This window comes from Flavobacterium sp. 3HN19-14, from assembly GCF_051373205.1.
In the GTDB taxonomy this organism is placed as follows: Bacteria; Bacteroidota; Bacteroidia; order Flavobacteriales; family Flavobacteriaceae; genus Flavobacterium.
In genome coordinates this window covers 3,164,872-3,187,313 of the sequence record NZ_JBPPZT010000001.1, presented here as the reverse complement: position 1 = coordinate 3,187,313, position 22,442 = coordinate 3,164,872, and the positions used below count along the sequence as shown (strand labels likewise).

General features: G+C 41.1%; 22 protein-coding genes and 5 pseudogenes. 14 read left to right on the top strand and 13 right to left on the bottom strand.

Translation table 11 applies throughout. From position 1 onward, the window contains the following. Positions 1-48 precede the first annotated feature (48 nt). From ACSLFW_RS17195 to ACSLFW_RS17185, 3 genes and pseudogenes are all read right to left on the bottom strand, one after another. Positions 49-1,982, bottom strand: a pseudogene (locus tag ACSLFW_RS17195) (DEAD/DEAH box helicase). 175 nt (positions 1,983-2,157) lie between these two features. Further along, a pseudogene (locus ACSLFW_RS17190) lies at positions 2,158-2,741 on the bottom strand (non-canonical purine NTP diphosphatase). Positions 2,742-2,792: 51 nt separating this feature from the next. Further along, entirely contained in the window at positions 2,793-3,131 is a 339-nt protein-coding gene (locus tag ACSLFW_RS17185; RefSeq protein WP_436556772.1) for a SemiSWEET family sugar transporter, read from the bottom strand. Positions 3,132-3,239: 108 nt separating this feature from the next. Between ACSLFW_RS17185 and ACSLFW_RS17180 the strand changes: the two genes are divergently transcribed. From ACSLFW_RS17180 to ACSLFW_RS17120, 13 genes and pseudogenes are all read left to right on the top strand, one after another. Beyond that, positions 3,240-3,758 (top strand): hypothetical protein, encoded by a 519-nt coding sequence (locus ACSLFW_RS17180; RefSeq protein ID WP_436556771.1) that lies wholly within the window; start codon positions 3,240-3,242, stop codon positions 3,756-3,758. Positions 3,759-3,869: 111 nt separating this feature from the next. Beyond that, positions 3,870-4,406 (top strand): hypothetical protein, encoded by a 537-nt coding sequence (locus ACSLFW_RS17175; RefSeq protein ID WP_436556770.1) that lies wholly within the window; start codon positions 3,870-3,872, stop codon positions 4,404-4,406. 31 nt (positions 4,407-4,437) lie between these two features. Beyond that, on the top strand, positions 4,438-5,532 hold the full coding sequence (locus ACSLFW_RS17170; RefSeq protein ID WP_436556769.1) for an NAD(P)-dependent alcohol dehydrogenase: 1,095 nt from the start codon (positions 4,438-4,440) through the stop codon (positions 5,530-5,532). Positions 5,533-5,643: 111 nt separating this feature from the next. Beyond that, positions 5,644-7,927: pseudogene (locus ACSLFW_RS17165) on the top strand (GH92 family glycosyl hydrolase). Between the two features lie 7 nt (positions 7,928-7,934). Next, positions 7,935-8,504: a hypothetical protein gene (locus tag ACSLFW_RS17160; protein WP_436556768.1), complete on the top strand. Its 570-nt coding sequence runs from the start codon at positions 7,935-7,937 to the stop codon at positions 8,502-8,504. A 61-nt stretch (positions 8,505-8,565) separates the two neighbouring features. Beyond that, positions 8,566-9,738, top strand: coding sequence for a DUF4861 family protein (locus ACSLFW_RS17155; RefSeq protein ID WP_436556767.1), 1,173 nt, complete (start codon positions 8,566-8,568; stop codon positions 9,736-9,738). 35 nt (positions 9,739-9,773) lie between these two features. Next, positions 9,774-9,992, top strand: a complete 219-nt coding sequence (locus ACSLFW_RS17150; protein ID WP_436556766.1) for a hypothetical protein — start codon at positions 9,774-9,776, stop codon at positions 9,990-9,992. 23 nt (positions 9,993-10,015) lie between these two features. Further along, positions 10,016-10,948, top strand: coding sequence for a glycoside hydrolase family 88 protein (locus ACSLFW_RS17145; protein WP_436556765.1), 933 nt, complete (start codon positions 10,016-10,018; stop codon positions 10,946-10,948). Positions 10,949-11,060: 112 nt separating this feature from the next. Beyond that, positions 11,061-12,050 (top strand): hypothetical protein, encoded by a 990-nt coding sequence (locus ACSLFW_RS17140; RefSeq protein WP_436556764.1) that lies wholly within the window; start codon positions 11,061-11,063, stop codon positions 12,048-12,050. A 30-nt stretch (positions 12,051-12,080) separates the two neighbouring features. Then, positions 12,081-12,356: a hypothetical protein gene (locus ACSLFW_RS17135; RefSeq protein ID WP_436556763.1), complete on the top strand. Its 276-nt coding sequence runs from the start codon at positions 12,081-12,083 to the stop codon at positions 12,354-12,356. A gap of 2 nt (positions 12,357-12,358) precedes the next feature. Further along, positions 12,359-12,664: a hypothetical protein gene (locus ACSLFW_RS17130; protein WP_436556762.1), complete on the top strand. Its 306-nt coding sequence runs from the start codon at positions 12,359-12,361 to the stop codon at positions 12,662-12,664. Then, a complete protein-coding gene (locus ACSLFW_RS17125) occupies positions 12,661-13,269 on the top strand; it encodes a hypothetical protein (RefSeq protein ID WP_436556761.1) in 609 nt (202 codons plus the stop codon). Before ACSLFW_RS17130 ends, ACSLFW_RS17125 begins: the two co-directional genes overlap by 4 nt. A 10-nt stretch (positions 13,270-13,279) precedes the next feature. Next, positions 13,280-13,792, top strand: coding sequence for a hypothetical protein (locus ACSLFW_RS17120; protein WP_436556760.1), 513 nt, complete (start codon positions 13,280-13,282; stop codon positions 13,790-13,792). A gap of 268 nt (positions 13,793-14,060) precedes the next feature. Here the strand turns inward: ACSLFW_RS17120 and ACSLFW_RS17115 are convergent, their stop codons facing one another. Further along, positions 14,061-14,438 (bottom strand): DUF2809 domain-containing protein, encoded by a 378-nt coding sequence (locus ACSLFW_RS17115; protein ID WP_436556759.1) that lies wholly within the window; start codon positions 14,436-14,438, stop codon positions 14,061-14,063. Continuing rightward, positions 14,431-15,937 (bottom strand): annotated as a pseudogene (locus ACSLFW_RS17110) (FMN-binding glutamate synthase family protein). The gene ACSLFW_RS17115 and the pseudogene ACSLFW_RS17110 overlap by 8 nt, the downstream one beginning before the upstream one ends. Before the next feature lie 172 nt (positions 15,938-16,109). On the opposite strand from ACSLFW_RS17110, the gene ACSLFW_RS17105 reads away from it, so the two are divergent. Next, a complete protein-coding gene (locus ACSLFW_RS17105) occupies positions 16,110-18,509 on the top strand; it encodes a 7TM diverse intracellular signaling domain-containing protein (RefSeq protein WP_436556758.1) in 2,400 nt (799 codons plus the stop codon). Between the two features lie 74 nt (positions 18,510-18,583). On the opposite strand, the gene ACSLFW_RS17100 is transcribed toward ACSLFW_RS17105, so the two are convergent. The 8 genes and pseudogenes from ACSLFW_RS17100 to ACSLFW_RS17065 form a co-directional block, all read right to left on the bottom strand. Next, positions 18,584-19,360 (bottom strand): NYN domain-containing protein, encoded by a 777-nt coding sequence (locus tag ACSLFW_RS17100; RefSeq protein ID WP_436556757.1) that lies wholly within the window; start codon positions 19,358-19,360, stop codon positions 18,584-18,586. Positions 19,361-19,392: 32 nt separating this feature from the next. Next, complete coding sequence (locus tag ACSLFW_RS17095) at positions 19,393-19,554, bottom strand: hypothetical protein (protein WP_436556756.1); 162 nt, start codon at positions 19,552-19,554, stop codon at positions 19,393-19,395. A 111-nt stretch (positions 19,555-19,665) separates the two neighbouring features. Next, positions 19,666-19,878, bottom strand: a complete 213-nt coding sequence (locus tag ACSLFW_RS17090) for a hypothetical protein (protein WP_436556755.1) — start codon at positions 19,876-19,878, stop codon at positions 19,666-19,668. A 123-nt stretch (positions 19,879-20,001) separates the two neighbouring features. Next, positions 20,002-20,385: a T9SS type A sorting domain-containing protein gene (locus tag ACSLFW_RS17085; protein WP_436556754.1), complete on the bottom strand. Its 384-nt coding sequence runs from the start codon at positions 20,383-20,385 to the stop codon at positions 20,002-20,004. 71 nt (positions 20,386-20,456) lie between these two features. After that, positions 20,457-20,624: pseudogene (locus tag ACSLFW_RS17080) on the bottom strand (hypothetical protein); the annotation flags it as partial. Positions 20,625-20,645: 21 nt separating this feature from the next. Continuing rightward, on the bottom strand, positions 20,646-20,792 hold the full coding sequence (locus tag ACSLFW_RS17075) for a hypothetical protein (protein WP_436557483.1): 147 nt from the start codon (positions 20,790-20,792) through the stop codon (positions 20,646-20,648). Beyond that, the gene (locus ACSLFW_RS17070) at positions 20,765-21,337 is read right to left on the bottom strand and encodes an RCC1 domain-containing protein (protein WP_436556753.1); all 573 of its coding nucleotides are present in this window, start codon (positions 21,335-21,337) and stop codon (positions 20,765-20,767) included. The genes ACSLFW_RS17075 and ACSLFW_RS17070 overlap by 28 nt, the downstream gene beginning before the upstream one ends. Continuing rightward, complete coding sequence (locus ACSLFW_RS17065) at positions 21,334-22,236, bottom strand: two-component regulator propeller domain-containing protein (RefSeq protein WP_436556752.1); 903 nt, start codon at positions 22,234-22,236, stop codon at positions 21,334-21,336. Before ACSLFW_RS17065 ends, ACSLFW_RS17070 begins: the two co-directional genes overlap by 4 nt. Positions 22,237-22,442 lie beyond the last annotated feature (206 nt).

The window sequence follows — 22,442 nt, the reverse complement described above, 5'->3', positions numbered from 1 at the left end:
GATAATTTGTAGTCACGCTGTAAATTATTAGAAAATTAACAGAAATCGTTAACTCTTTCTAGGACGTTTAGGTTTTGCCGCATCGCCAAAGCTTTCTGAACGCCTTGGCGCTCTTTCAGAAGTCGGTTTTGAACCGAAATTCTCGCGTCTTGGAGAACCGCTTCTTTCAGCTCTCGGAGTACCGAAACCGCCTTCGCGCGGTGCTCTGTCGCCAAATCCGCCTTCACGACGTGGTGAACCGCTTCTTTCGCTTCTGAATCCGCCGCCGTTACCGCCAAAACTTCTTCCGCCGCGATCACCGCCTTTGTAGCCGCCGCCGAAACCTCCGCCTGAATTTCTTCCGTTGTGGTCACGTCGTCCGCCACCATCATTTTTAGAAATTTCTACGTTGATTCTGCGTCCTTCGAGCTGCATGTTGTTCAGGATGTCCATCACTTTATCGGTGTGCTCGGGATCGGTGTTGAAGAAAGAGAATCCTTCTTTTACATCAACTTTGTAAACGTCGTCACGACCTAAATCTAATGTTTCTTTTAAGAAATCTTTGAGCTGCATCCAATCGAAATTATCCCTTGAACCGATGTTCACGAAATAACGAACGGCACCGCCATTGTTGAATTCACGTGGTTCCCGGTCGTCGCGTTCGCGTCTTTCGCCACCTGATTGCGCAGACAAATCACGTGTTTTTTTGTAATAGTTGATGAAACGGTTGAATTCTACCGACACCATTTTCTTGATCAGTTCTTCTTTTGAAAGACCTTCCAGAACGTTGTTGATGGCCGGAAGATAATTGTCGATATCGTGATCAACTTCAGTGTCCTTAATCTTATTGGCTAAATGCAACAATTGAATTTCGCAGATTTCAATTCCGGACGGAATGGTTTTCTCTTCGAATTTCTGTTTGATGATTCTTTCGATAGAAGAAATCTTGCGCAGTTCACTTTTCGTTACGATTACGATCGAAGTCCCAATTTCCCTGCACGACCGGTACGGCCTGAACGGTGGTTGTAGGTTTCGATTTCATCGGGAAGTTGATAATTCACAACGTGTGTTACGTTGTCAACATCGATGCCACGTGCGGCAACGTCAGTCGCAACAAGCATCTGGATTTGTCTTCCACGGAAAGATTTCATAACAGAATCACGTTGTGCCTGAGACAAATCGCCGTGCAAAGCTGCCGCGTTGTATCCATCTTCAATCAGTTTTTCAGCTACGTGCTGCGTGTCTCTTTTCGTACGACAGAAAACCACAGAAAAGATATCCGGATTCGCATCTGCCAAACGTTTCAAGGCTTCGTAACGGTCGCGTGCATTCACAAGATAAAACTCGTGTGATACGGTCGCTGAACCTGAATTTTTGGTTCCCACAGTAATTTCCAATGGGTCTTCCATGAATTTTTTCGCGATGCGCGCCACTTCGGCAGGCATTGTCGCAGAGAAAAGCCAGGTGGTTTTCTCTTCAGGAGTGTCGGATAAAATGGAAACGATGTCTTCGTAGAAGCCCATGTTCAGCATTTCGTCTGCTTCGTCCAATACACAGAAATCAATGTTCTTAATGTTGACCAAACCTCTGTTGATCATGTCCTGCATACGTCCCGGAGTAGCCACAATGATTTGTGCGCCCCTTTTGATTTCTCTTGCTTGTTCTGTGATACTTGCCCCGCCGTAAATCGCCACTACATTGATACCTTTTTCGTACTTCGAATAGTTTTTAATCTCATTTGTAATCTGCAAACAAAGTTCGCGGGTAGGTGATAAAATCAACGCCTGTGTATTTCTGTTGTCGGCATCAATTTTCTGAATCAGCGGAAAACCAAAAGCTGCCGTTTTCCCTGTCCCTGTCTGAGCCAACGCAACTAAATCTGTGTCTTTTTCCAATAATAGGGGAATTGCTTTCTCCTGTACTTCGGTCGGATTTTCAAATCCTAGATCTAAAATCGCCTTCAGTAACGATTCACTCAATCCTAATTGTTCAAATTTATTCATATAGTATTTAAATATTTTGCAAAAGTACGCTTAATATTTGTGAATAACTAATGGTAATTTGTTTGTTGAAGATTTATTATTTATTGATTTTCAGAAAGATAGGTGTTTGAGGAAAGAACCAAGAGTCAAGAGTCAAGAAAAAAGCGTCTAAAGGCAATATTTTTGATAGTGATTTTTAACGATTTTCACTTTCAGATACAAACACAATCAACTGTTTTACAGCCTGTCCGCGATGGGAAATTTGTGCTTTTTCGTTAAGCGAAAGTTCCGCGAAAGTGCGGTCAAAGCCATCTGCAACAAAAATCGGATCATATCCGAAGCCCATTTCGCCCTTCTTTTCATCGATGATATCGCCTTTGACGATTCCGGTAAAAAGATGTTGTTCACCATTCAAATTCAGGGCAATTACGGTTTTGAATTGCGCACTGCGGTCGGTTTCAGTCGCCAACGCCTCGAGCAATTTGTGCATATTGTCATCAGCATTGCGCTGTTCTCCCGCATATCTCGCCGAATAAACGCCGGAGCGCCGTTGAGCGCGGTGACTTCGAGTCCGGTATCATCTGCGAAACAATCATAACCGTATTTTGAAGTGACGTAATCGGCTTTCAGGATGGCGTTTCCTTCAATAGTTTCTGCGGTTTCGGGAATGTCTTCATGGCATCCGATGTCTTCGAGGCTCAATAAATCAATGCTTTTTGGAAGCATGTTTTTGATTTCCAGGATTTTGTTTTTGTTGTTGGAAGCGAAGACTAATGTCATTTGGGTATTTTTTTAAATGGAATTGTAAAGATAAGCAATGGCTGCCAAATACTAATTTTCGGCTTCACTTTCTTCTGCTTTTGCCTCTTCTTTTATTTTTTCAGGAAGTACTTTTTCGTGGATGTCCTCAATAACCTTATCGGAATTGTAATAAAGAATGAGAATCGTAATGGCGATTAAAGCAGAAATCCCATTCGCCAAAATAACCGGAAAATCTTCTCGGATAATTCCGTAAGCAATCCAAAGGCCGAGTCCAATCAGCAAAATAAAATAAGTCGTTGGCGAAACGCCTTTCGTGGTTTTATCTTTTATGATTTTATACGTCTGCGGAACATTGGCAATTGTTGTAAAAACCGCCGCTGCCAAACCGATGATTTTAATGTAATCCATACCTAAATTTAGGAATGAAATTTGAGGTGACGTTTTTTGTTAAGAAGGAATTGGGAATTTATTAAAATACTTTCACCATTCCTTACTTAGAATATTAAACAGAAGCAGATGAAACATATATTTTCCACGATTTTTTTCTTCCAATTTTTAGTAATTTTCAGTCAATTTCCGGAAATGGTTTCTGAAAATGACTTTCAGTATTCCGAAATAAAAACTGACAGTGTAGTTCAGGATGAGCTTAAATTGATAAAATCAGATAAAAAAATCATTCTTTTAGTCACAGCGAAAGATACCGATTTTCTTAATGTTTACATCTTTAATAATTCGCTTGAAACATTAAACCTGAGCATGCGTGACGGACTTGTTAACATCATTTGCGAGGCAAAAAACAGAAATGGCGAATGGCAGTTGGTCGGCCCGCTGCGGAATTCACCTTGTGGCAACAGTTATTCAAGGAAAATGCTGGCCTCTAAAACGATGTTTAAGGCACAAATAAATTCACATTCAGGAAATTTCGACACGACATTCAGGATCAAATTAACCTGCGGAAATGACATCTACTATTCCAACACATACAATTGTACAATGAATTTATCGGCGTTTGTGGATGTAAAATCCGGTTTTTGAATAATTTGATCCGCGCTACGACGACAACCTGTAACAATCTCTAGAAATTATATAAGTATTTTCTGCTTTTCTACACCGAAATTTACATTACTAACATTAAAGTAAAATATCATGAAAAGCCAATTCTTAAATATCACAGCAGGTTTGTTCCTTATAGGCATAGGAGCTTTGACCGTTTCGTGCAATAAATGTGGTTCAAAAACCACGGAAACTACGACTACCACTGTCACCACTACGACAACAGATACGACCGATATGGGCAATTTGCCTCCTGATGCAAGCACTGACCAGGCGTCTGATAATTCAGGGGCGGGTTCAGGCAATAAATCAACGACAGCTAATGCATCTTCAACCAAAACTAAAGGCGCCAAAGACAAAAACGGCAAATCCTTAGAAGGCTACAGCGCGCCGGATGGAACAGACGCTGAAAACCATGACGGCGACCAATACACCAAAAATAATAATACGCCGCAACCAACAGGTACCGCCGATCAAATAAAATCAAATCCCAAATTTTCAAATCCCAAATTCCGTGTAATAATAGGAGTTTGGGATTTATTTTTTGGGATTTTTCAACCTAATTATACAAGCTTTCCGCGCAAAGGTATAAGCTCATTTATTATAAAAGAAATAATTTCAATGTTCTGAAATAACACTTTTAATAAATAAAATTCCAAACATGCAAACATTCAAAATTCTGGCTTACGGCGCTACGGGTTCGCTCATCGGCGGTAAAACACTCAATGAAATGGAAATCGAACGCAACACGCCCGTTGACGACGAAATCCTGATCGATATTTTATATTGCGGCGTATGCCATTCTGATATTCATCAGGTCAACAACGACTGGGAAAACACGATTTACCCTTGCGTTCCCGGACATGAAATCATCGGTCGCGTTGCCGGATTGGGTTCGGAGGCGACAAAATACCAGATTGGTGAAATCGTCGGTGTAGGTTGTATGATTGATTCCTGCACGCATTGCCGCCAATGCCATGAAGGTGAGGAGCAATTCTGCGAAGGCCACGGTGGCCCGACGATGACGTACAACGGGTACAAAGTTCCGGACGGAACCGATTTCAATACCTTCGGTGGCTATTCTACACAAATTACTGTAAAGGAACATTTCGTATTGCGTATCCCTGAAAATCTTGATACTTCACGTGTTGCGCCATTGTTATGCGCCGGAGTTACAACATTTTCACCTTTAAAACGCGCCAATATTAAAAAAGGCGACAGGGTTGGTATCATCGGCATCGGCGGATTGGGTCATGTCGCAGTAAAAATTGCTAAAGCGATGGGCGCGGAAGTTACCGCAATTACAACCAAAGAAGACAAAAGAGAACCTTTGCTTCAAATCGGTGCCGACCGCGTATTGCTTTCTGATTATGATGATTCGATGAAACAACATGAACTTTATTTTGATTTCCTTTTGTGTACGATTCCATATCCATTCGACATTAATTTGTATGTGCCGCTATTGAAAGTTCGCGGTGAGTTGATTACTGTCGGATTGCTAGGCCCATACAAAAAACCGCTGGACAACAACGAAGTGGCGATGTCTGCCAGAAAAGTCGGTGGTTCGTTAATTGGCGGAATTGCTGAAACGCAGGAAACGCTAGATTTTTGCTCCACACACCACATTCTACCCGAAGTGCAAATGATCAGTATTGACCAAATCAACGATGCTTACGACAAAATCAAAGAAGAAGATGTAAGGTTCAGGTATGTAATTGACATGCAATCTTTACGCGAGAAAGAAAACCAACAATAGCAATTTCAAACTTCAATCTAAAATCCCAAATTCTGACTATTGAAGTTGGAATTTGGGATTTGCTTTTTGGAATTTTATTACCTTTAGGGAATGCAAATTCGCAATTTCCCCATGATTAACAAATATCTACTTCTCCTTTCGCTGATTGTCGCTTCAGCAAATGCCCAGCAAAATCTCGTAAAATATGTCCGGCCTATCATCGGAACCCAAAAAATGGGGCACACTTATCCCGGTGCGACCGTTCCGTTTGGCGCGGTGCAGCTGAGTCCGGAAACCGATACGATTTCGTATGAACTCAACGGCAAATACAACGGCGATGTCTATAAATATTGTGCTGGTTATCAATATGATGACAAGAGCATCACAGGTTTCAGCCATACGCATTTTAGCGGCACAGGGCATTCTGATTTAGGCGATTTTCTGATCATGCCGACGCAAGGAAAACTGCAATTGAATTCGCAGGAATTGCTGCTGATACCAAAACCGGCTATCGCGCTGCGTTTTCACACCAAAATGAAATTGCCGAAGCCGGATACTACAAAGTAAAACTCGACGATGATAACATCATTGCCGAAATGACCGCAACCAAACGCGTCGGAATGCACCAGTAGACTTTCCGGAAATCGGATGCATCGCACATCATTTTAGACCTGATGGCGGGAATTTATAATTATCCTGAAAAAAATGTGTGGACTTATGTTCGGGTTGTTAATGATACTTTAATCACAGGCTACCGCGAAACCAACGGCTGGGCACGAACGCGGACGGTTTATTTCGCAATGTCTTTTTCAAAGCCATTCAAGGCATACGGAAATAAGAAGTTTGATACGAAGCAGACCTATCGTGGATTTTGGAGGAAATTCGACCAAAGTAAAAATTTTCCCGAAATCGCCGGAAAGCAAATCAGAATGTACTTTGATTTTGATACCAATGAAAATGAAAAAATAAAAATCAAATTCGCGCTTTCGCCTGTAAGTCAAACCAATGCACTCGAAAATATGAAAGCTGAAATTCCGCATTGGGATTTCGAACGCGTAAAAGCCGAAGCGCAATCCGAGTGGAACAGAGAACTTAATAAAGTTGTCATTTCAGCTTCTGAAGATTATAAGGTTAATTTCTACACTTCGCTTTACCACACTTTCCTGAGTCCGACCATTTATATGGATGCCAACGGAGAATACAAAGGCCTCGACCAGGAAATCCACACAGCTGAGAATTTCACCAACTATACGACTTTTTCACTTTGGGATACTTACCGCGCTTTACACCCGCTTTTCAACATCATCCAGCCGTCGCGCAACAATGATATCGTAAAATCAATGTTGGCGCATTACGACCAAAGTGCGTTGAAAATGCTGCCAATCTGGTCACATTATGCCAATGACAACTGGTGTATGAGCGGTTACCACAGCGTTTCGGTGGTAGCCGATGCGGTAGTTAAAGGCGTGTATACCGGAAATATCGAAAAAGCGCTTGAAGCCTGCGTCAATACCGCAAATCATCGTGATTACGAAGGCATCGGAAGCTACATTGACAATGGGTTTATCCCGGATGAACAAAGCGGCACTTCGGTTTCCAATACACTTGAATATGCTTACGATGATTGGTGCATTGCGCAATTGGCGAATAAAATCGGTAATAAAAATATTTATGCCGAATTCATCAAACGCTCTTCCAATTGGAAAAATAATTTTGATGCCAAAACCGGCTTTATGACGGCGCGTTTGAAAGATGGGAATTTCAAATCGAACCCGGATTTTCTAAGCACAAATCATCAGGGTTTTATCGAAGGCAATTCGTGGAATTACAGCTTTTTTGTACCTCAGAATCCAAATGCTTTAATTGCGGCAATGGGAGGAAAGCAAAAATTTTCAGAACGTCTCGACCAACTTTTCACGATGCATTTGCCCGACGCCTTTTTCGCCGAAACCGAAGATATTACGCGCGATGGCATCATTGGCGGTTATGTGCATGGAAATGAGCCTGCACATCATGTCGCCTACTTATACAATTGGGCGGAAAACCATGGAAAACCCAGGAGCGCGTGCGCATGATCCTGAAAATGCAATACAAAAATGCACCTGACGGATTGGGCGGAAACGACGATTGCGGGCAAATGAGCGCGTGGTATATCTTTTCTTCGCTCGGATTTTATCCGGTCGCCCCGGGTTCTGATGAATATGCGATTGGAAGTTCGGATGTGACAGCTGCTGAATTACATCTGGAGAACGGAAAAACATTCACAATTGAAACCATTAATCAAAGTGATAAAAATGTGTATGTGAGGAAAATCACGCTTAACGGAAAACCGCTGACAGATTTCAAACTGCATCATGCCGATATTGTCAATGGCGGAAAATTGGTATTTTATATGGACGCGAAGCCTTTGAAATAGCTAAATTATGGTAGAAAATTTTCTCAAAAAGAACAAGTGGTTTCTTATTGTGCTTGCCATTTTAGTTGGGTTTTATGTAAGGCAGGAAACGCTTATTTTAAGTATGCCGTTGGAAGTAGATTTTGTAACAATAGCATTTGCCATCCTCAGCGCAATCGGCATTCACTTATACTTTCACTATAAGAAGAAAAGAAATCAGGCGCTCCATTTTGCAAAACTGAAAAGATTTCCAAAACCCAAAAAAAAGAATAACATCGAAAACATTCTTAATTTTCTGAGTATAATTTTTGTTTCATTCGTGCTATTTATCGTCATAAAACTAGTTTTTAATTATGCTGTTATCAAGCATGCCGAAACGACACATCTGACGTTGCGGACAATTCCAATTGAGGACTGTGTACGGGGAAAATATGCGCATGTTACCTTCACATTTGAAGGTGAAAAATGTAGCCTTCCTTACAATCCAAAAGAAGTTAATGAAGCTGAAATCGTGCGGAATTATGTATTGAAACTGCAATACAGCCGTTCCTATTTTAACAGCGCAGTCATCGACAATCAAGAAGTATTGAGGAAATAGCCTCGAAAAATTGATTAACTTTAACGGCCTAAAATGCTCCAAGCTGTCTAAAATATATAAAATGCCTGATTATAAAAGAAGAATTTTCCTGTGGCTTTCGTTTCTTTTTTTCTGTGAAAGCCATGCCCAGCACACTCTTATCGTAAGAAATCCGCTTGATTTTTTACGGGAAGAAATCGTCTCGATTCCGCGCAAAGACCTGGATTTAATACTTTCCAAAGACCCAAAGCCAAAGCTTCAAATAAAAAGGCCTAAAATGGAGCCCATTCGTTACCAATGGGTTGATCTTGATGCTGATGGTGTCGCTGATGAATTGCTTTTTCTCGCTCGGGTTCATCGCAACGGAAGAGCTACTTATACTATTTCAGAAGTTGGGTATTCATCATCAATGCGTGAAATTGATTCTGCTTATTCGCGCTTTGTCCCCGAACGTTCCGATGATTATGCCTGGAAAATAATAAGGTTGCGTTCCGGACTTACGGAACGAAAAGGTCAGGAAGAAGCGCTCAAAGGAATTGCCGGAAGCACGCTTTCGAGCGGCATCGATATTTGGCTCAAGCGAACGAACCTTCCGGTAATCAATAAATGGTATGGGAACAATCTGAAAACTCCGGGATATTATCACAAAGACCATGGCGAAGGCTACGATCCTTTTCACGTTGGTGCAAGTCGAGGTGTTGGTGGTACAGGAATTTGGGTAAACGACAGCCTTCAGGTTTCACAAAATTTCGTTTCTTACAAAACGATTTCTTCCGGGCCATTGCGTACCATTTTTGAATTGACTTATGCGCCTTGGAGCGAATTCGGTGTGGTGGAAACCAAACGGATTTCATTGGATTTTGATTCGAATTTCTCAAAGATTGAAGTTGATTATTCATTCGAAAAAGCAATTCCGAATTTTACAATCGGCTTGACAACCCATGAAAATAAAGGTATTTCCAGATTGGAATCCCAAAACGGATGGATTCGATATTGGGAAAAAATCGACGACGCTTTTGTAGGTACCGGCATTGTGATACAACCGGATTTTATTGATTCCGCTTTCGCGAAAGTGACGCAGGTGTCCGATCAAAGCAATATTTTTATTTTGGCAAAACCATCAGGAAAAGTCGTTTATTATGCCGGTTTTGTATGGCAGAAAAGCAATCAGGTGAAGGAAGTTGAAGATTGGGATGCGATGCTGGAACGGCAGGCTGAAATCATTGCACATCCGTTAACTCTTGAAATTAAATGAGTCGAAAGTCGAAAGTCGAAAGTAAAATCCAACTAATGAAAATAAAATATGTAGTGCTTTTTTTAATCGTGTATTGCATATCAGGATGCAGTGTTTCGCTGAGTTCGATTAAGAAGCATTTGTACCGCGAGCAAATTAAATATTGTAAAGTACAAGCTTCGAAGACACTTGAGCAAATTCCGGATAACGGCACTTTGCCACGCAGCATTCCCACCAACAGCAACCAATGGAAATTTGTCGATTATAAAGACTGACCAGCGGCTTCTGGCCCAGCGAATTGTGGTTTTTATATGAAGCGACCGGCAATGAAAAATGGAAAACGGAAGCTGATAAATTTTCCCGTTTCCTGACGCCGCTTTCGGTCAATAAAGCCAATGACCACGATTTGGGTTTTCAGATACTCAATAGTTTCGGGAATGGTTTCCGCTTGACGGGAAATAACGAATACAAACAAATTATCCTCAAAACGGCAGATACTCTGGCCACGCTTTTCAATCCGAAAGTTGGGACAATTCAATCGTGGCCGTACAACAAAATGGGCGGTCACAACACCATCATCGACAATATGATGAATTTGGAATTGTTGTTCTGGGCATCGAAAAATGGCGGCAGCCACAAGTTGTATGAAATTGCAGTCAGGCATGCAGAAACGACGATGCAAAACCATTTCCGTTCCGATTTTACCTCATATCACGTAATTATTTACAACCCTGAAACCGGAAAGAAAATCAAAGGCCAAACGGCACAAGGCTACAGCGATAAAAGCATGTGGGCGCGCGGACAGGCGTGGGGAATTTACGGATTCACGATGGTGTACCGCGAAACGAAAGACCCGAAGTTTCTTGATTTCGCGCATAAGATTGCACGCGTTTATCTGGATAAATTGCCTGCAGATTTAATTCCGTATTGGGATTTCAACGCGCCGAATATTCCTAATGAACCTAAAGACGCATCGGCTGCGGCGATTGTGGCTTCGGCATTGCTGGAGCTTTCCACATTTACGGAAAATCCAACACTCAAAAAAGAGTATGAGACTAAAGCAGTTTTAATGCTCAAGGAGCTTTCGCGCAATTATCTCAGCAAAGAAGCCAATAGCGCTTTGCTGTTACATTCCACAGGCCATAAACCCGCAGGAAGTGAAATCGACTGCTCGATTGTTTACGCCGATTATTATTATCTGGAGGCTTTACTGCGATTGAAGGAATTGTAGTAAAAATCACGTATTTCTACGCGCTTTTTTTTCGAATCTTTTTTTGAAATTTGTTTTTGAGGATAGTTTATTTCATATAAACTGTTGGGTTTCATTCCTAAAACATTCAGACATGAACAAAGAAGAAGAAGCGAAAAGAGCACACAAAGACCTGCGGAAACTCCAGATTGGACAGGTTTTCGACGGTACGCTCAACAAGGTAAAGCAGACGTATTGCCTTAATATGAAAAAACTGATGAAAGACAAAATGGTGCTATTCAGCAATGATGAAGTACTCGAATATTATGCTTTCAGTGATTATTCAGGCGACAGTACAGACCATAGCATTTTTGATATTGGCGGTGGTGCCAAAGGCGGCGAGCCGATGGTGAACGTCGCGGCAGCTTACAATTATTACAACGAAAAGGCAAAGATGATCAGGGAGAATAAACTCACGGCAGAAATCTATAAAGTGAAAAAAGTCTCCATTTGGCTCGTGAACCTTGATGACAATGCCAAAGATTTTATTGATTATATAGAAGAGCGCACCGCAATAAAACGAGATTATGCCAGGATACAAAGGACAGAAAATAAAGACCTGAAGCTGCTTCGCATCCAGCAATTCAAAATGAAATGGGGCACCGGACTCATCACCAAACTCAACCTCATGGGTGGGGCAATGGCTGAAATTGAATTTTCGAGCAGTTCCACCGATTCTAAATCCAATTCCATTCACGAAGCCGAACTCAGCATTGGGTCGCGTTTCGCATCGGCTGAAGGCAAGATGAAACTCGACACCACCCTCAGTAATGCCAATCTTTCGGTCAATATGAAAGGAACAGTCGTTTCATTTCCGAAAGAAGTAAAAAGCTTCAGCGATTATGTAGATGCGCAAGTAAGTTACCTCAAAAAATACCTCGAAAGTAAAACGCTCGCCGCTGCAGCGCCCAAGTTTCAGGATAGCGGCGATCACAAACCCATTAAGGTTAAGGACATCGAACTTTTAGCTCCAAAAGAAGAAACCCTGGCGGAAGTCGGTAGCAGAATAAAAGACCGGATCAAAAACTCAATATCGCACTCAATGATTTTAAGTTTGAAAATGCAATTAAGGCAATTGAGATAATTGATGAAATTGACGACGATTTACCTAAACTTGACGAACCTCAAAAATTTCCCGGAGGAACTCGATAAATGCAAAATCGTTTTCAGGGACGAATTGCTCAAACAATTTGAAACTTTTAAAGAACCACAAACCGGAAAATCTGATGAGCGGCAAAATTACCTGATACAACTCGATCCTGAGGTCAGTATCATCAAGGCTTTCAAAATCGCTGATGAAGCGAATGAAGGTAAAAAGAAGAACCTTTTTGAAACTGCCGACATTACCAACATTCGAAATTACATTAACGGAAATATTAAAAAAGCCTGATTATGAGTGAAGATACAAACGCAGATAATTCAACGATTTACCTTGATTATGAATCTTACGATTTCGAAGTTACACCGTGGGAAATCCTCGATCCGAAGACTTTTGCAGTCGATGCACCCGATGATGATGACAAGCTTAGTTTTTTTGAACAATACATTAACTATAAAATCAAATTTTATGCTTACCTGAATTTTTTTACACACGATCCGTTCATCAGCGGCGTTCATAAAAATTTTCAGACTGATTATTCAAGAACCATTTCAGACCTGACTACAAAAATGACTGATGCCAGGGAAAAGATATTTTGAAGAACTTTTCCACTGCCGAAGGATATAAAAGCGAGGAAAAGAAATTCATAAGCAAACTTTCAGGCGATACTAAAGAAGCTTATGAATTTTTTTGCAAACATTACGACACTTTCTTCAATAAAATCGGTGATGGCTTTTTTGTAAATATCAATAACGAAAGGTTGATGGAGAAAGAAACCATTCGCGAAAACGGCCGTTCAGCGAAAAAAATCACGTTTTCGCAACGCGGACTCGATGATGATATGCCCAAAGTGATCCGCGCCTTTCCGTTGTTGTATAAAAGTCCGAAAAACAATAATGCGCTGGCGATACAGTATGTGTGTTTCATCGATGGGTTCATCCGAAATTCAATCGATTATTTCGATAAGGGAAAAATACTACGCATTTATCTTCCGGTTTTCAATCAAAATGAGCTTACAATGGCCGCCAGTACTAAAGTTTACAAGGCCACGACTTTTACAGCGAATGAAAATGCGCTGGTAAACTTCCTGAAAAACAACCAGATTTCACTTCATTTTAATCCGGATTTTAAGCCTTTTGAAAGCAACCTGAAATTAGAAGAAGTAAAAACGAAGAATGCCGTGAGAGGCTGTTCCATCTATTAAAAATAAAATTATGCAACACGATATCGATACCCTTTTTTATGAAGCCAGAGGCGGAAGCGGCGGCGCCGAATTTGTCACGCCGCGCATTGATCTGCAAAGTATAAAATTATATAAATCGGCTGATTTTTATCGCCTTGATTCGCTTGCTGTGGTTGATAAAGACAATAATTACCGAATTGGCGGTAACCACAGTGAACCGGAATACGACCATTTTAATCTTGCTGACCAGAAAGGCAAGCATCTAAAAATTTTCTATCGCAATGATGACGACCCGGACAAGAAGATGCAAAAGAATGAACGCGTTTATGCCGGTGCTTATGGCGTTTCATTCTTCACACCGGGCGTGAATGAAGGAAAAGGAACCCAAATTTTTGAAGACGGCTATCATTACTGCCGCGGCGTTGCCAAAAACTGGGGACTGACGAATTATTACATCCCGGATAATTTTGAATTTTCCGGATTCCACGGCAGGTATGGCGGACGAATTGATAAACTGGGCATTATCATAGAAAGAAAATACTGATTCCACAAAAAATCCCGCCGAAACGGGATCAAAGAAGTCGCAATGGCACCTTACCCATTTTAGATGCCGGTTTGCCTCCTTTATTCTTTGTTTTTTAAGATATACTTACAGATAAGTAATTGATAGTTTTGCAATTATATACGAAAATTTAAGTCTGTAGGTTGCAAATTGATTAAATTAGGATTTTATTCAATTTCACATTTTTAGTAATGTAAAATTGAATAAAATCCTGATTTTCTGCCTTATAATATTGTGGGAATAAATTGTATTATTTGGAGGGAAGCGGCTTTCGCAACAACCATAAATCAATGCAAAAAGCCGTCAAAATGCCGATGATGTAAGCCAGTAAATCACTCCACAAAAAACCTTCACCCAAAGCATAATGCCCCACATATGTTTTGCGAATGGTAACCAGCCATTCTGCTTGGTATAACTGCGAAATTTCGATCACAAAGCAAATCAAAAGTGCAGCGATAGCAGTTTTTTGCGGTTGTATCCAAGGAAGAAGAAAGCAACAGCCAAAATAAACCATAACCGCATACAACATATCGCCGATGCACAACGGAATTAGATCTATTTGCCGTGAAAGAATACCGCATCCAACGACAACAAGTACAATTGTAAAGTAGCGTAAACGTTTATTCACGGCTTACATTCTGTAAAATGTCCGGGAAATATAAATCTGAAAGCTTCGTAAATTCATCGCCTCTCATAAAAATATTGATGTCGACTTCACTGAAATTATTCTTTCCTGCCGCCGCTAAAAGTTCATTCGCAGCGTGCAGCGTATTTTTATGGAAATGATAAACCCGCTCTGACTTATCGGTTACTGCAAGACCTTTCATCAGCATTTTATCCTGTGTTGCCACGCCGGTCGGGCATTGGTTATTATTGCAGCGAACGGCCTGGATACAACCGAGCGAAAACATAAAGCCGCGCGCACTGTTGCACATATCAGCACCCAAAGCAACCGCCCGTAAAATTGAATAACCCGAAATGATTTTTCCGCTCGCAATAATCCTGATTTTACTGCGGATGTTGTAATTCACCAATGTTTTATTGACGAAAATCAACGCCGGTTCCAATGGCATTCCGACGCCATCGGAAAATTCAAGCGGTGCAGCTCCGGTTCCGCCTTCGGCTCCGTCAACAGTGATAAAATCCGGAAAGCAGTTTTGTGCAATCATTTCCTGGCAAATTGCTTCGAATTCCGCCGTCTGGCCGATGCATAATTTAAATCCGATTGGTTTTCCGTTGGAAAGCTGGCGCAGTTTTGCCACAAATCCGATTAATCCTTTTGCATCAGAAAAAGCAGAATGGCCGGGAGGTGAAAGTATTGTAACGAAAGGTTTCACATCACGAATTTTCGCAATCAATTCTGTGTTTTTTGCCGCAGGTAAAACGCCGCCATGACCAGGTTTTGCGCCTTGTGATAATTTTATTTCAATCATTTTTACCAATGGATTGTTGGCTTTCTTCTCAAACTTTTCTGCGCTGAAATTACCTTCATCATCACGGCAGCCGAAATATCCTGTTCCGATTTGCCAGGTGACATCACCACCCTGAAGATGGAATTCTGTCAACCCGCCTTCGCCGGTGTTGTGGTAAAAACTGCCTTTGGCTGCGCCTTTGTTCAAAGCAACAATCGCATTTTCACTGAGTGAGCCAAAACTCATAGCCGAAATATTGAGCAATGACGCAGAATAAGGTTGTTTGCAATCAGGCCGCCAACGGTAATTCTCGGCAATTCTTCATTGACTTTCGCCGGATAAATAGAATGTTTGATGCCTTCGTAACCTGAAGTATTAATGTCGAGTTGCGTTCCGAACGGCGTGGTGGCATCAATGTTTTTGGCGCGTTGGTACACCAAAGAGCGATGGTTGCGCGAAAATGGCTTTCCGTCGGTGCTGCGTTCTATAAAATATTGCTGGATTTCGGCGAAATGAATTCGAATAAATATCTGAAATAGCCCAAAACTGGAAAATTCCGCAAAATCGCGTGCTTTTTCTGAAATGTATTCGTAATCCCAACGATAATAATCAACAGGATTGTCAACGGAAAAAATACGCTGTAGTGGTAATAATATGCAATTACCGAAGCAATCGCCAACACAGTAATCCCGAAAAGGAAAAATTGCTTTCTCATGTAATGTTTTGTTTGCTACTAAATTAATGAGAAATAACAGGAAATTCCTTTATATTGCGTTAAATGTAGTCGCCGAAACTCCAAAATGTTAAAGTATTGGTTTTAAGCATCGAAGCCAAATCCAAAATGTTTTAGTTATCGTAACTACTTTACCCCAAACCTGCCAAATCTTATGCTGAACCATTACTTTCCTGCTTGCTGCAAAAAAGCGTTTGTAATTTTACTGTGCTTTTTTGGTTTAACCGGTGCAAAAGCGCAATATATTTTTCAGGAAAAATCTGAAAATGAGATGCTCCCGGAGAAAATTTCACTACATAATTATGCATCAATTGCAGATGCAGGCGATAAGGATTTTAATATCCGACAGATTATCGACGGCGCTTCAAACCTCGTTTTCAAACCACTCGAAAACGAAAACACCAACATCGGATTTACCAAAAATCATTATTGGGTAAAGTTCAGCCTTTGGAATAAAAGCAATAAAGATGTCGTTTATTATCTTGAAACTGCGCGTGCGGTAACAGATCTGGTGCAGCTCTATATTATTCATGGCGACGGCAGCATGACTTCTTTCAAAAGCGGCGACGATATGCCTTTTGCAGAACGGAGTTTTGGTTTTCGCAAACCGGTTTTCAGGATTATAATCGAACCGGGCGAAAAAGAAGAATATTACGTACATCTTAAAAGCGATGGCGAAGTCATCAATATGCCGGTATTGCTGAGGTCAGAGAAGAATTTTCTGCAGGCCACAACGCTTGAGCAATTGGTTTTCGGGAATTTTTACGGCGTCCTGATCATCGTATCTTTGATTTATATGTTTTTCTTTTTCGGCCTGAAAGAGAAAAGTTTCCTGTATTATAGTTTGTATGTGATTTTTATAGGCTTTATGCAATTGTCGCTCGACGGCTATTTTTATCAATATTTTATGCCGAGTGGCGGTTATTTTTCTAACAGATCGGTCATAATTTTCGCCTGTATTTCGACTTTCTTTTTGGGGAAATATGCGCAGGAATTCCTTCGGATTCGATTGTACAGCAAATGGATCAGTAAAGCTTTCAATACACTTTATATATTCGTCGCGATTATGTTTTTGGCAGTGTTGTTCATTCCGTCATTTCTTGAATATTCTTACCGTCTTGCCAATTTCTTCGGATTGGTTGTGCTTATCCTGATTGTATCATCAGTAGTCACTTTATATGTCAAAAAATGCCCGATTGATGGTTTTTTTACGACCGGTGTTTTGTGCCTGATTTTGGGATTTGTGATTTTTATCATGAATAATTTCAGCGTTTTGCCGAATTCATTTTTTACAGAGAACAGCACGAAATTCGGTACCGGAACTGAAATTTTATTCCTTTCGCTTGCCATGGCGAATTTCATCAGCACCATCAAGCGTGAACGCGAGGAGTTGACACGATTGGCACTTGTAAGGGCGGAAGAGTTAAGTGAATTGAAATCTTACTTCCTTTCTAATATCAGCCACGAATTGCGCACGCCGCTAAATGCGATCATGAATTTAATCGATTCGATTTCGAAGGAAGTTGTTGATGAAAAGATTCGCAAGAATTGCCAGATTATCAAATATTCGTCAAACAATTTGTTGAGTTCCATTAACGATATCCTTGATTTTTCGCGTATCCAGAAAAATGAAATCAAGCTCGAGATTGCCAATTTTGAACCGCATAAAATCTTCGACCAGATAAAAAGCAACGCCGAAATGATTGCCAAAGACCATGGCATCGATTTTGAATATTCGTTTGCGGATAACATTCCGGAAGTGCTTGTCGGCGATGCGATGCGGCTTACGCAAATTACCAATAATGTTATCAGCAATGCGGTAAAATTCACTTCCGAAGGCATTGTAAAACTTGACGTTTCAGTACAGCTTAAACCCGGTACAAAAGCGAGTCTTACCATAAAAGTCACTGATACCGGAGTCGGAATCCCAAAGGATAAAATCGACAGGATTTTTGATTCCTTTACACAGGAAAGCATCAATAACAAACGCAAATTTGGTGGATTAGGGCTTGGCTTATTTATTGTAAAAACGCTCGTCGATTTGCAGCACGGCACGATTGAAATGAAAAGCGAGCAGGGAAGGGGCACTATTTGCAAAATTGTGCTCGATTTCCCGATCGCGACAGTTGCGCATGCGAAAATCACGGCACCTGAAGTGCAGCCAACTTACGATTTAGGCGGTAAAAATATTCTTGTAGTTGAAGACAATGCCATCAACCAGATTGTCATCAAAATGATTACGAAAAATTGGGGAAATACAGCTCTTACGTATGTCAATAACGGCGAAGAATGCCTTGAAGCCTTAAAATCAGGTACATTCGATATCGTTTTAATGGATTTGCAGATGCCGATTATGGACGGTTATGAAGCGACAATTGCGATAAGAAACGGTGAAGCGGGTGCTTCAAACGCACAGATACCGATTGTTGCAGTCACTGCTGATGCTATGGAAGCTACGAAACTCCGCATACGCGAAATCGGCATGAATAATTATATGACGAAGCCGCTGAATAAGGATATTTTGTTTGATACGATCAAGGAGTTGGTAGTATAGTGCCAAAGATTCAAGGTAAAAAAGTTTCAGGGTTTTTTGACTTTGTCACTTTGAACCTTTGCAGCTTTGTACCTTTAACTCAGCTTCATCCTCACATAAACATGTTTAATCGATTTATTCTCCGAAACACGTTCGTCAATTTCGAGAATATCTGTGAGTGATTTTAATAAAGGCGTGAGCTTGGCAAATCCATAATTCCTCGGATCGAAATCAGGTTTTTTCCTGACGATCAGATTTCCAACATCACCAAGGAAAGCCCAGCCGTCGTCGTCGCCAAGATCTTCGATAGTCGATTCTATCAGCTCAATTGTCTGGTTATCAATTTTCGCTTTTGGTTTTTCAGGAACCGGTTTTTTGGTTTCGCCCGGAACAGCAACTGCTTTTGGTTTCTTTTTCTCGACCACTTCATCCAGAACTTCAAGGAAAATAAAACGGTCACAGGCAGAAATCAATGAAGTTGGCGTTTTTTTCTGGCCGATGCCAATGACTTTCATACCCGATTCACGAAGCCTTATCGCCAGTCTTGTGAAATCGCTGTCGCTTGAAACAATGCAGAAACCGTCGAGTTTTCCTGAATAAAGCAGATCCATAGCATCGATTATTAAAGCAGAATCTGAGGAGTTTTTCCCTTGTGTATAACTATATTGCTGTACCGGCGTGATGGCGTGCTCGAGCAGAACTGCTTTCCAGCCATTTGAATTCGGGCGCGTCCAGTCGGCATAAATCCTTTTGGTGGTCGGGGTGCCGTATTTGGCGATTTCCTCCATCATGCCTTTTACATTAGAGTACGGAACGTTGTCGGCATCGATGAGTACGGCAAGTTTTAATTCTTTATTGTTGGGTTGCGACATTTTTTTAAGTTTGTATAAAGGTACACTAATTTTTAATCTAAAAAGTCGGGCGGATAAATTGTCTGTCCGTATTTTTCAGAAAGCGCACTTAGTTTTTGCCTCGTGTTTTCGTCAGGCGAACCTGAAAGGTTTGTTGTAATTACTGCTACTTCGGAGAAAAATTCCTCAAGTCCGAATGGCACAACGGTACACAATAGCCTTGCATTTTCGGTACTTACATTTTTGAAACAATGAATCGGCCGTTCAACGGAATACTTACAAAAGCACCTTTTTTTGCAGTGTAATTTCCTGTCTCTGATTTGAATTCAACTTCTCCTTCTACGACAAAAAATGATTCCTGAAAATCCGCGATGCGCATGCGGAACATGCCCGCCGCCCGGAGGTACGAGCATATCGATGACGGCAAATTTCCCGTCGGTTTCTGCACCTGAAATGATGATTTGGTAGGCATTCCCGGCAATGGAAAGGTCTTTTCCTGAGCGATTATCTACCGTGATTATTTTTGAGTTTTCAGACATGTGAAGTTTGATTTTCGGAATTTAAAGATACAGCGTTTACAAATAGAAACCAATGGAAACGAAAAAATCCCAAACTCATAAAGCGTTTGGGATTTTATGCAATATATTATTTTAAAACCAGTTTTACTCTTTAATGACCTTTATAGTTTTCACCAAATTTTCAGCAGCCACTTTCACGAAATAAGTTCCGGAAGGCAAATTAGAAACATCAATTGTTCCTTCATCCGAATTTAGAAATTTCGCAATGACTTCCTGTCCTAATAAATTATAAATAGCAACAGTCGTTATTTTACCATTACAGGAAAGGTTTAAGATGTTTTTCAACGGGTTTGGATAAGCAATTACTTCGCCGGCAGCTGCAAAGTCATCAACACCAAGACTCGAAGGGCAGGCAATTGAATTATAAGCATCGCTGTTATTATTATTGTTGCCGCTTCCTAATTGGCCTAAACTTCCATTCCCCAGGTATGGATTTCCCGGTATTCGACAAAGCAGAAGAAAAATCAAAACCGGCGTTTACCACATTCCATTCAATTCCGTCAATAAGAAATTCCGGCGTAAGGATATTGGCAGAAGTGTTACCGTTTCCTAATCTGTCCGAAATCGTTATGCCCCCAAGTAAATATAGCGTCATAGTTTCTTGAAGCCACAATGTGTGCGCCACCGGCAGATACGAATTCCCACGAAGTTTCTGCCCCGACTTGTGTAGGTACGCTTCTGTTCACTAAGTCATTTTGACCCAATTGGCCGTAGGTATTTCACCCAGTTCACAACGTGCCGTTTGTTTTGATTGCTGCGGAGAAACTAAATCCGCCATCAACATTTTGCCAGTTCGTAGCAGTGCCAATTTGGGTTGGTGCATTTCTGTTTGTAGTAGTTCCGTCACCTAACTGACCTTTGTCATTACGCCCCAGGCGAATAGCGTTCCGGTAGTTTTGATGCCAAAGCTGTGTGAATTTCCGGCACCCATACTTTGCCAGTTGGTGGCTGTGCCGATTTGCGTGGGAACGTTTCTGTTAGTGGCAGTTCCATCGCCTAATTGGCCATATAGGTTATAGCCCCATCCCCAAAGGGTTCCGTTAGTTTTAATCGCAAAACTATGCGTACTTCCGGCACATACACTTGCCCAGTCAGTTGCGGTTCCGATTTGTACAGGCGTATTTTTCGCAACCGTTGTGCCGTCACCCAAATAGCCATAAAAGTTATTTCCCCATGCCCATAATGTTCCGTCAGTTTTAATGGCAAGCGTGTGTGCAACGCCGCAAGAAACACTTTTCCAGTTGTTTGCAGTGCCGATTTGTTTAGGAACATTTATATTGTCAGTTGTAGGATAACCCAACTGCCCGAAAGCATTTGCGCCCCAAGACCAAAGTGTCCCATCCGATTTGATAGCAACGCTAAATTGCTGCCCGGAGCTTATTTTCTGAAAACAACCGCCTGAAGCTGCCTGTGGTGTCATTTTAACCAATCCGCTTTCAACCGTTCCAACCCAGATAATACCGGATGCCTGGGTCTTACAACTGTGATAAAATCTTCAGGCAAATCAGAATTAGCAAATGTATAGGAAGTACAATCGGTAAAGTTTTGTAAACCTGTTCCGTTGAATGCTATCCAGACTTTGTTATTGCTATCGACATCTAATCCGTTGAACTGATAACCCGAAAGACAGGAATTGCCTTGGTATTGCGTGTTCAGGTAAGTACCGCCTGTTGTCAATGTAGCTAAAGCATCACCGGTGCTGCAGTAAATAACGCTATTTGCAATTTTTAAGATTTTTGATACACCCTGAGTGATCACATCATAATCGGCGCCATTAAATTTGTATAATACGCCGAAGAAGTTATTGGTAACCCAAATTCCAGTTCCATCAGTTGCTACGGTATTTATTTCTGTTACGGCTGTGTAAGTTGTCCAGGTTGTACCGTTAAATTTGGTAAGTTCGGAAGGTGTGGCAATCCAAAGATTGTTCGCGCTATCAACCGCAATATCATTAATAACATTGCTCGGAAGTGACGAATTAGACACCGTATAACTGCTCCAGGTGGATCCGTTAAGTAAAATGATGCCGTTTTGCGTTGTCGCCATCCATTTTCTGCCCAAACCGTCAATCTCAATTTTTTTGATGGTATTGGATGCGATAGCTGAATTTTCGGTTGTGTAATTCGTAAATGTAGTCCCGTTAAAAGTCGATACGCCAAAATAAGTCGCAATCCACAATAAACCATTGGCATCTGTTTTAATATCGTTGATATTATTGCCTAAAATAGCCGAATTGACAGGATTGTAAGCCGTAAAGGTGTATTGAGCCGAAGCGGAAGCAGCAATGAGGGTAAGAAGTAGAAAATAAAGTTTTTTCATGGTTATAGATTAAGGTTTTTTAACTGTGGCCAAAAATAGCAAATTACTTCTCAACTCAGCCGAATTGTAATTTAAAATAAGTTGTAAAAATTACATTTGCTTTTAGTTGTGATTTAAATCAGAAATCAATTCAACCCCCGAAAATTCGCGATCAAACGATACAACTGAAAGCCGGAACGTACTCCCGAAAATAAATCTGCTTTGCA

Coding starts and splice junctions, on each gene's coding strand:
- ACSLFW_RS17130 (WP_436556762.1), top strand. CDS start 12,359: ATGAGTGAAGATACAAACGCAGATAATTCAACGATTTACCTTGATTAT.
- ACSLFW_RS17175 (WP_436556770.1), top strand. CDS start 3,870: ATGAAAAGCCAATTCTTAAATATCACAGCAGGTTTGTTCCTTATAGGC.
- ACSLFW_RS17105 (WP_436556758.1), top strand. CDS start 16,110: ATGCTGAACCATTACTTTCCTGCTTGCTGCAAAAAAGCGTTTGTAATT.
- ACSLFW_RS17180 (WP_436556771.1), top strand. CDS start 3,240: ATGAAACATATATTTTCCACGATTTTTTTCTTCCAATTTTTAGTAATT.
- ACSLFW_RS17185 (WP_436556772.1), bottom strand. CDS start 3,131: ATGGATTACATTAAAATCATCGGTTTGGCAGCGGCGGTTTTTACAACA.
- ACSLFW_RS17170 (WP_436556769.1), top strand. CDS start 4,438: ATGCAAACATTCAAAATTCTGGCTTACGGCGCTACGGGTTCGCTCATC.
- ACSLFW_RS17070 (WP_436556753.1), bottom strand. CDS start 21,337: ATGACACCACAGGCAGCTTCAGGCGGTTGTTTTCAGAAAATAAGCTCC.
- ACSLFW_RS17155 (WP_436556767.1), top strand. CDS start 8,566: ATGCCTGATTATAAAAGAAGAATTTTCCTGTGGCTTTCGTTTCTTTTT.
- ACSLFW_RS17065 (WP_436556752.1), bottom strand. CDS start 22,236: ATGAAAAAACTTTATTTTCTACTTCTTACCCTCATTGCTGCTTCCGCT.
- ACSLFW_RS17100 (WP_436556757.1), bottom strand. CDS start 19,360: ATGTCGCAACCCAACAATAAAGAATTAAAACTTGCCGTACTCATCGAT.
- ACSLFW_RS17150 (WP_436556766.1), top strand. CDS start 9,774: ATGAAAATAAAATATGTAGTGCTTTTTTTAATCGTGTATTGCATATCA.
- ACSLFW_RS17160 (WP_436556768.1), top strand. CDS start 7,935: ATGGTAGAAAATTTTCTCAAAAAGAACAAGTGGTTTCTTATTGTGCTT.
- ACSLFW_RS17120 (WP_436556760.1), top strand. CDS start 13,280: ATGCAACACGATATCGATACCCTTTTTTATGAAGCCAGAGGCGGAAGC.
- ACSLFW_RS17140 (WP_436556764.1), top strand. CDS start 11,061: ATGAACAAAGAAGAAGAAGCGAAAAGAGCACACAAAGACCTGCGGAAA.
- ACSLFW_RS17090 (WP_436556755.1), bottom strand. CDS start 19,878: ATGTCTGAAAACTCAAAAATAATCACGGTAGATAATCGCTCAGGAAAA.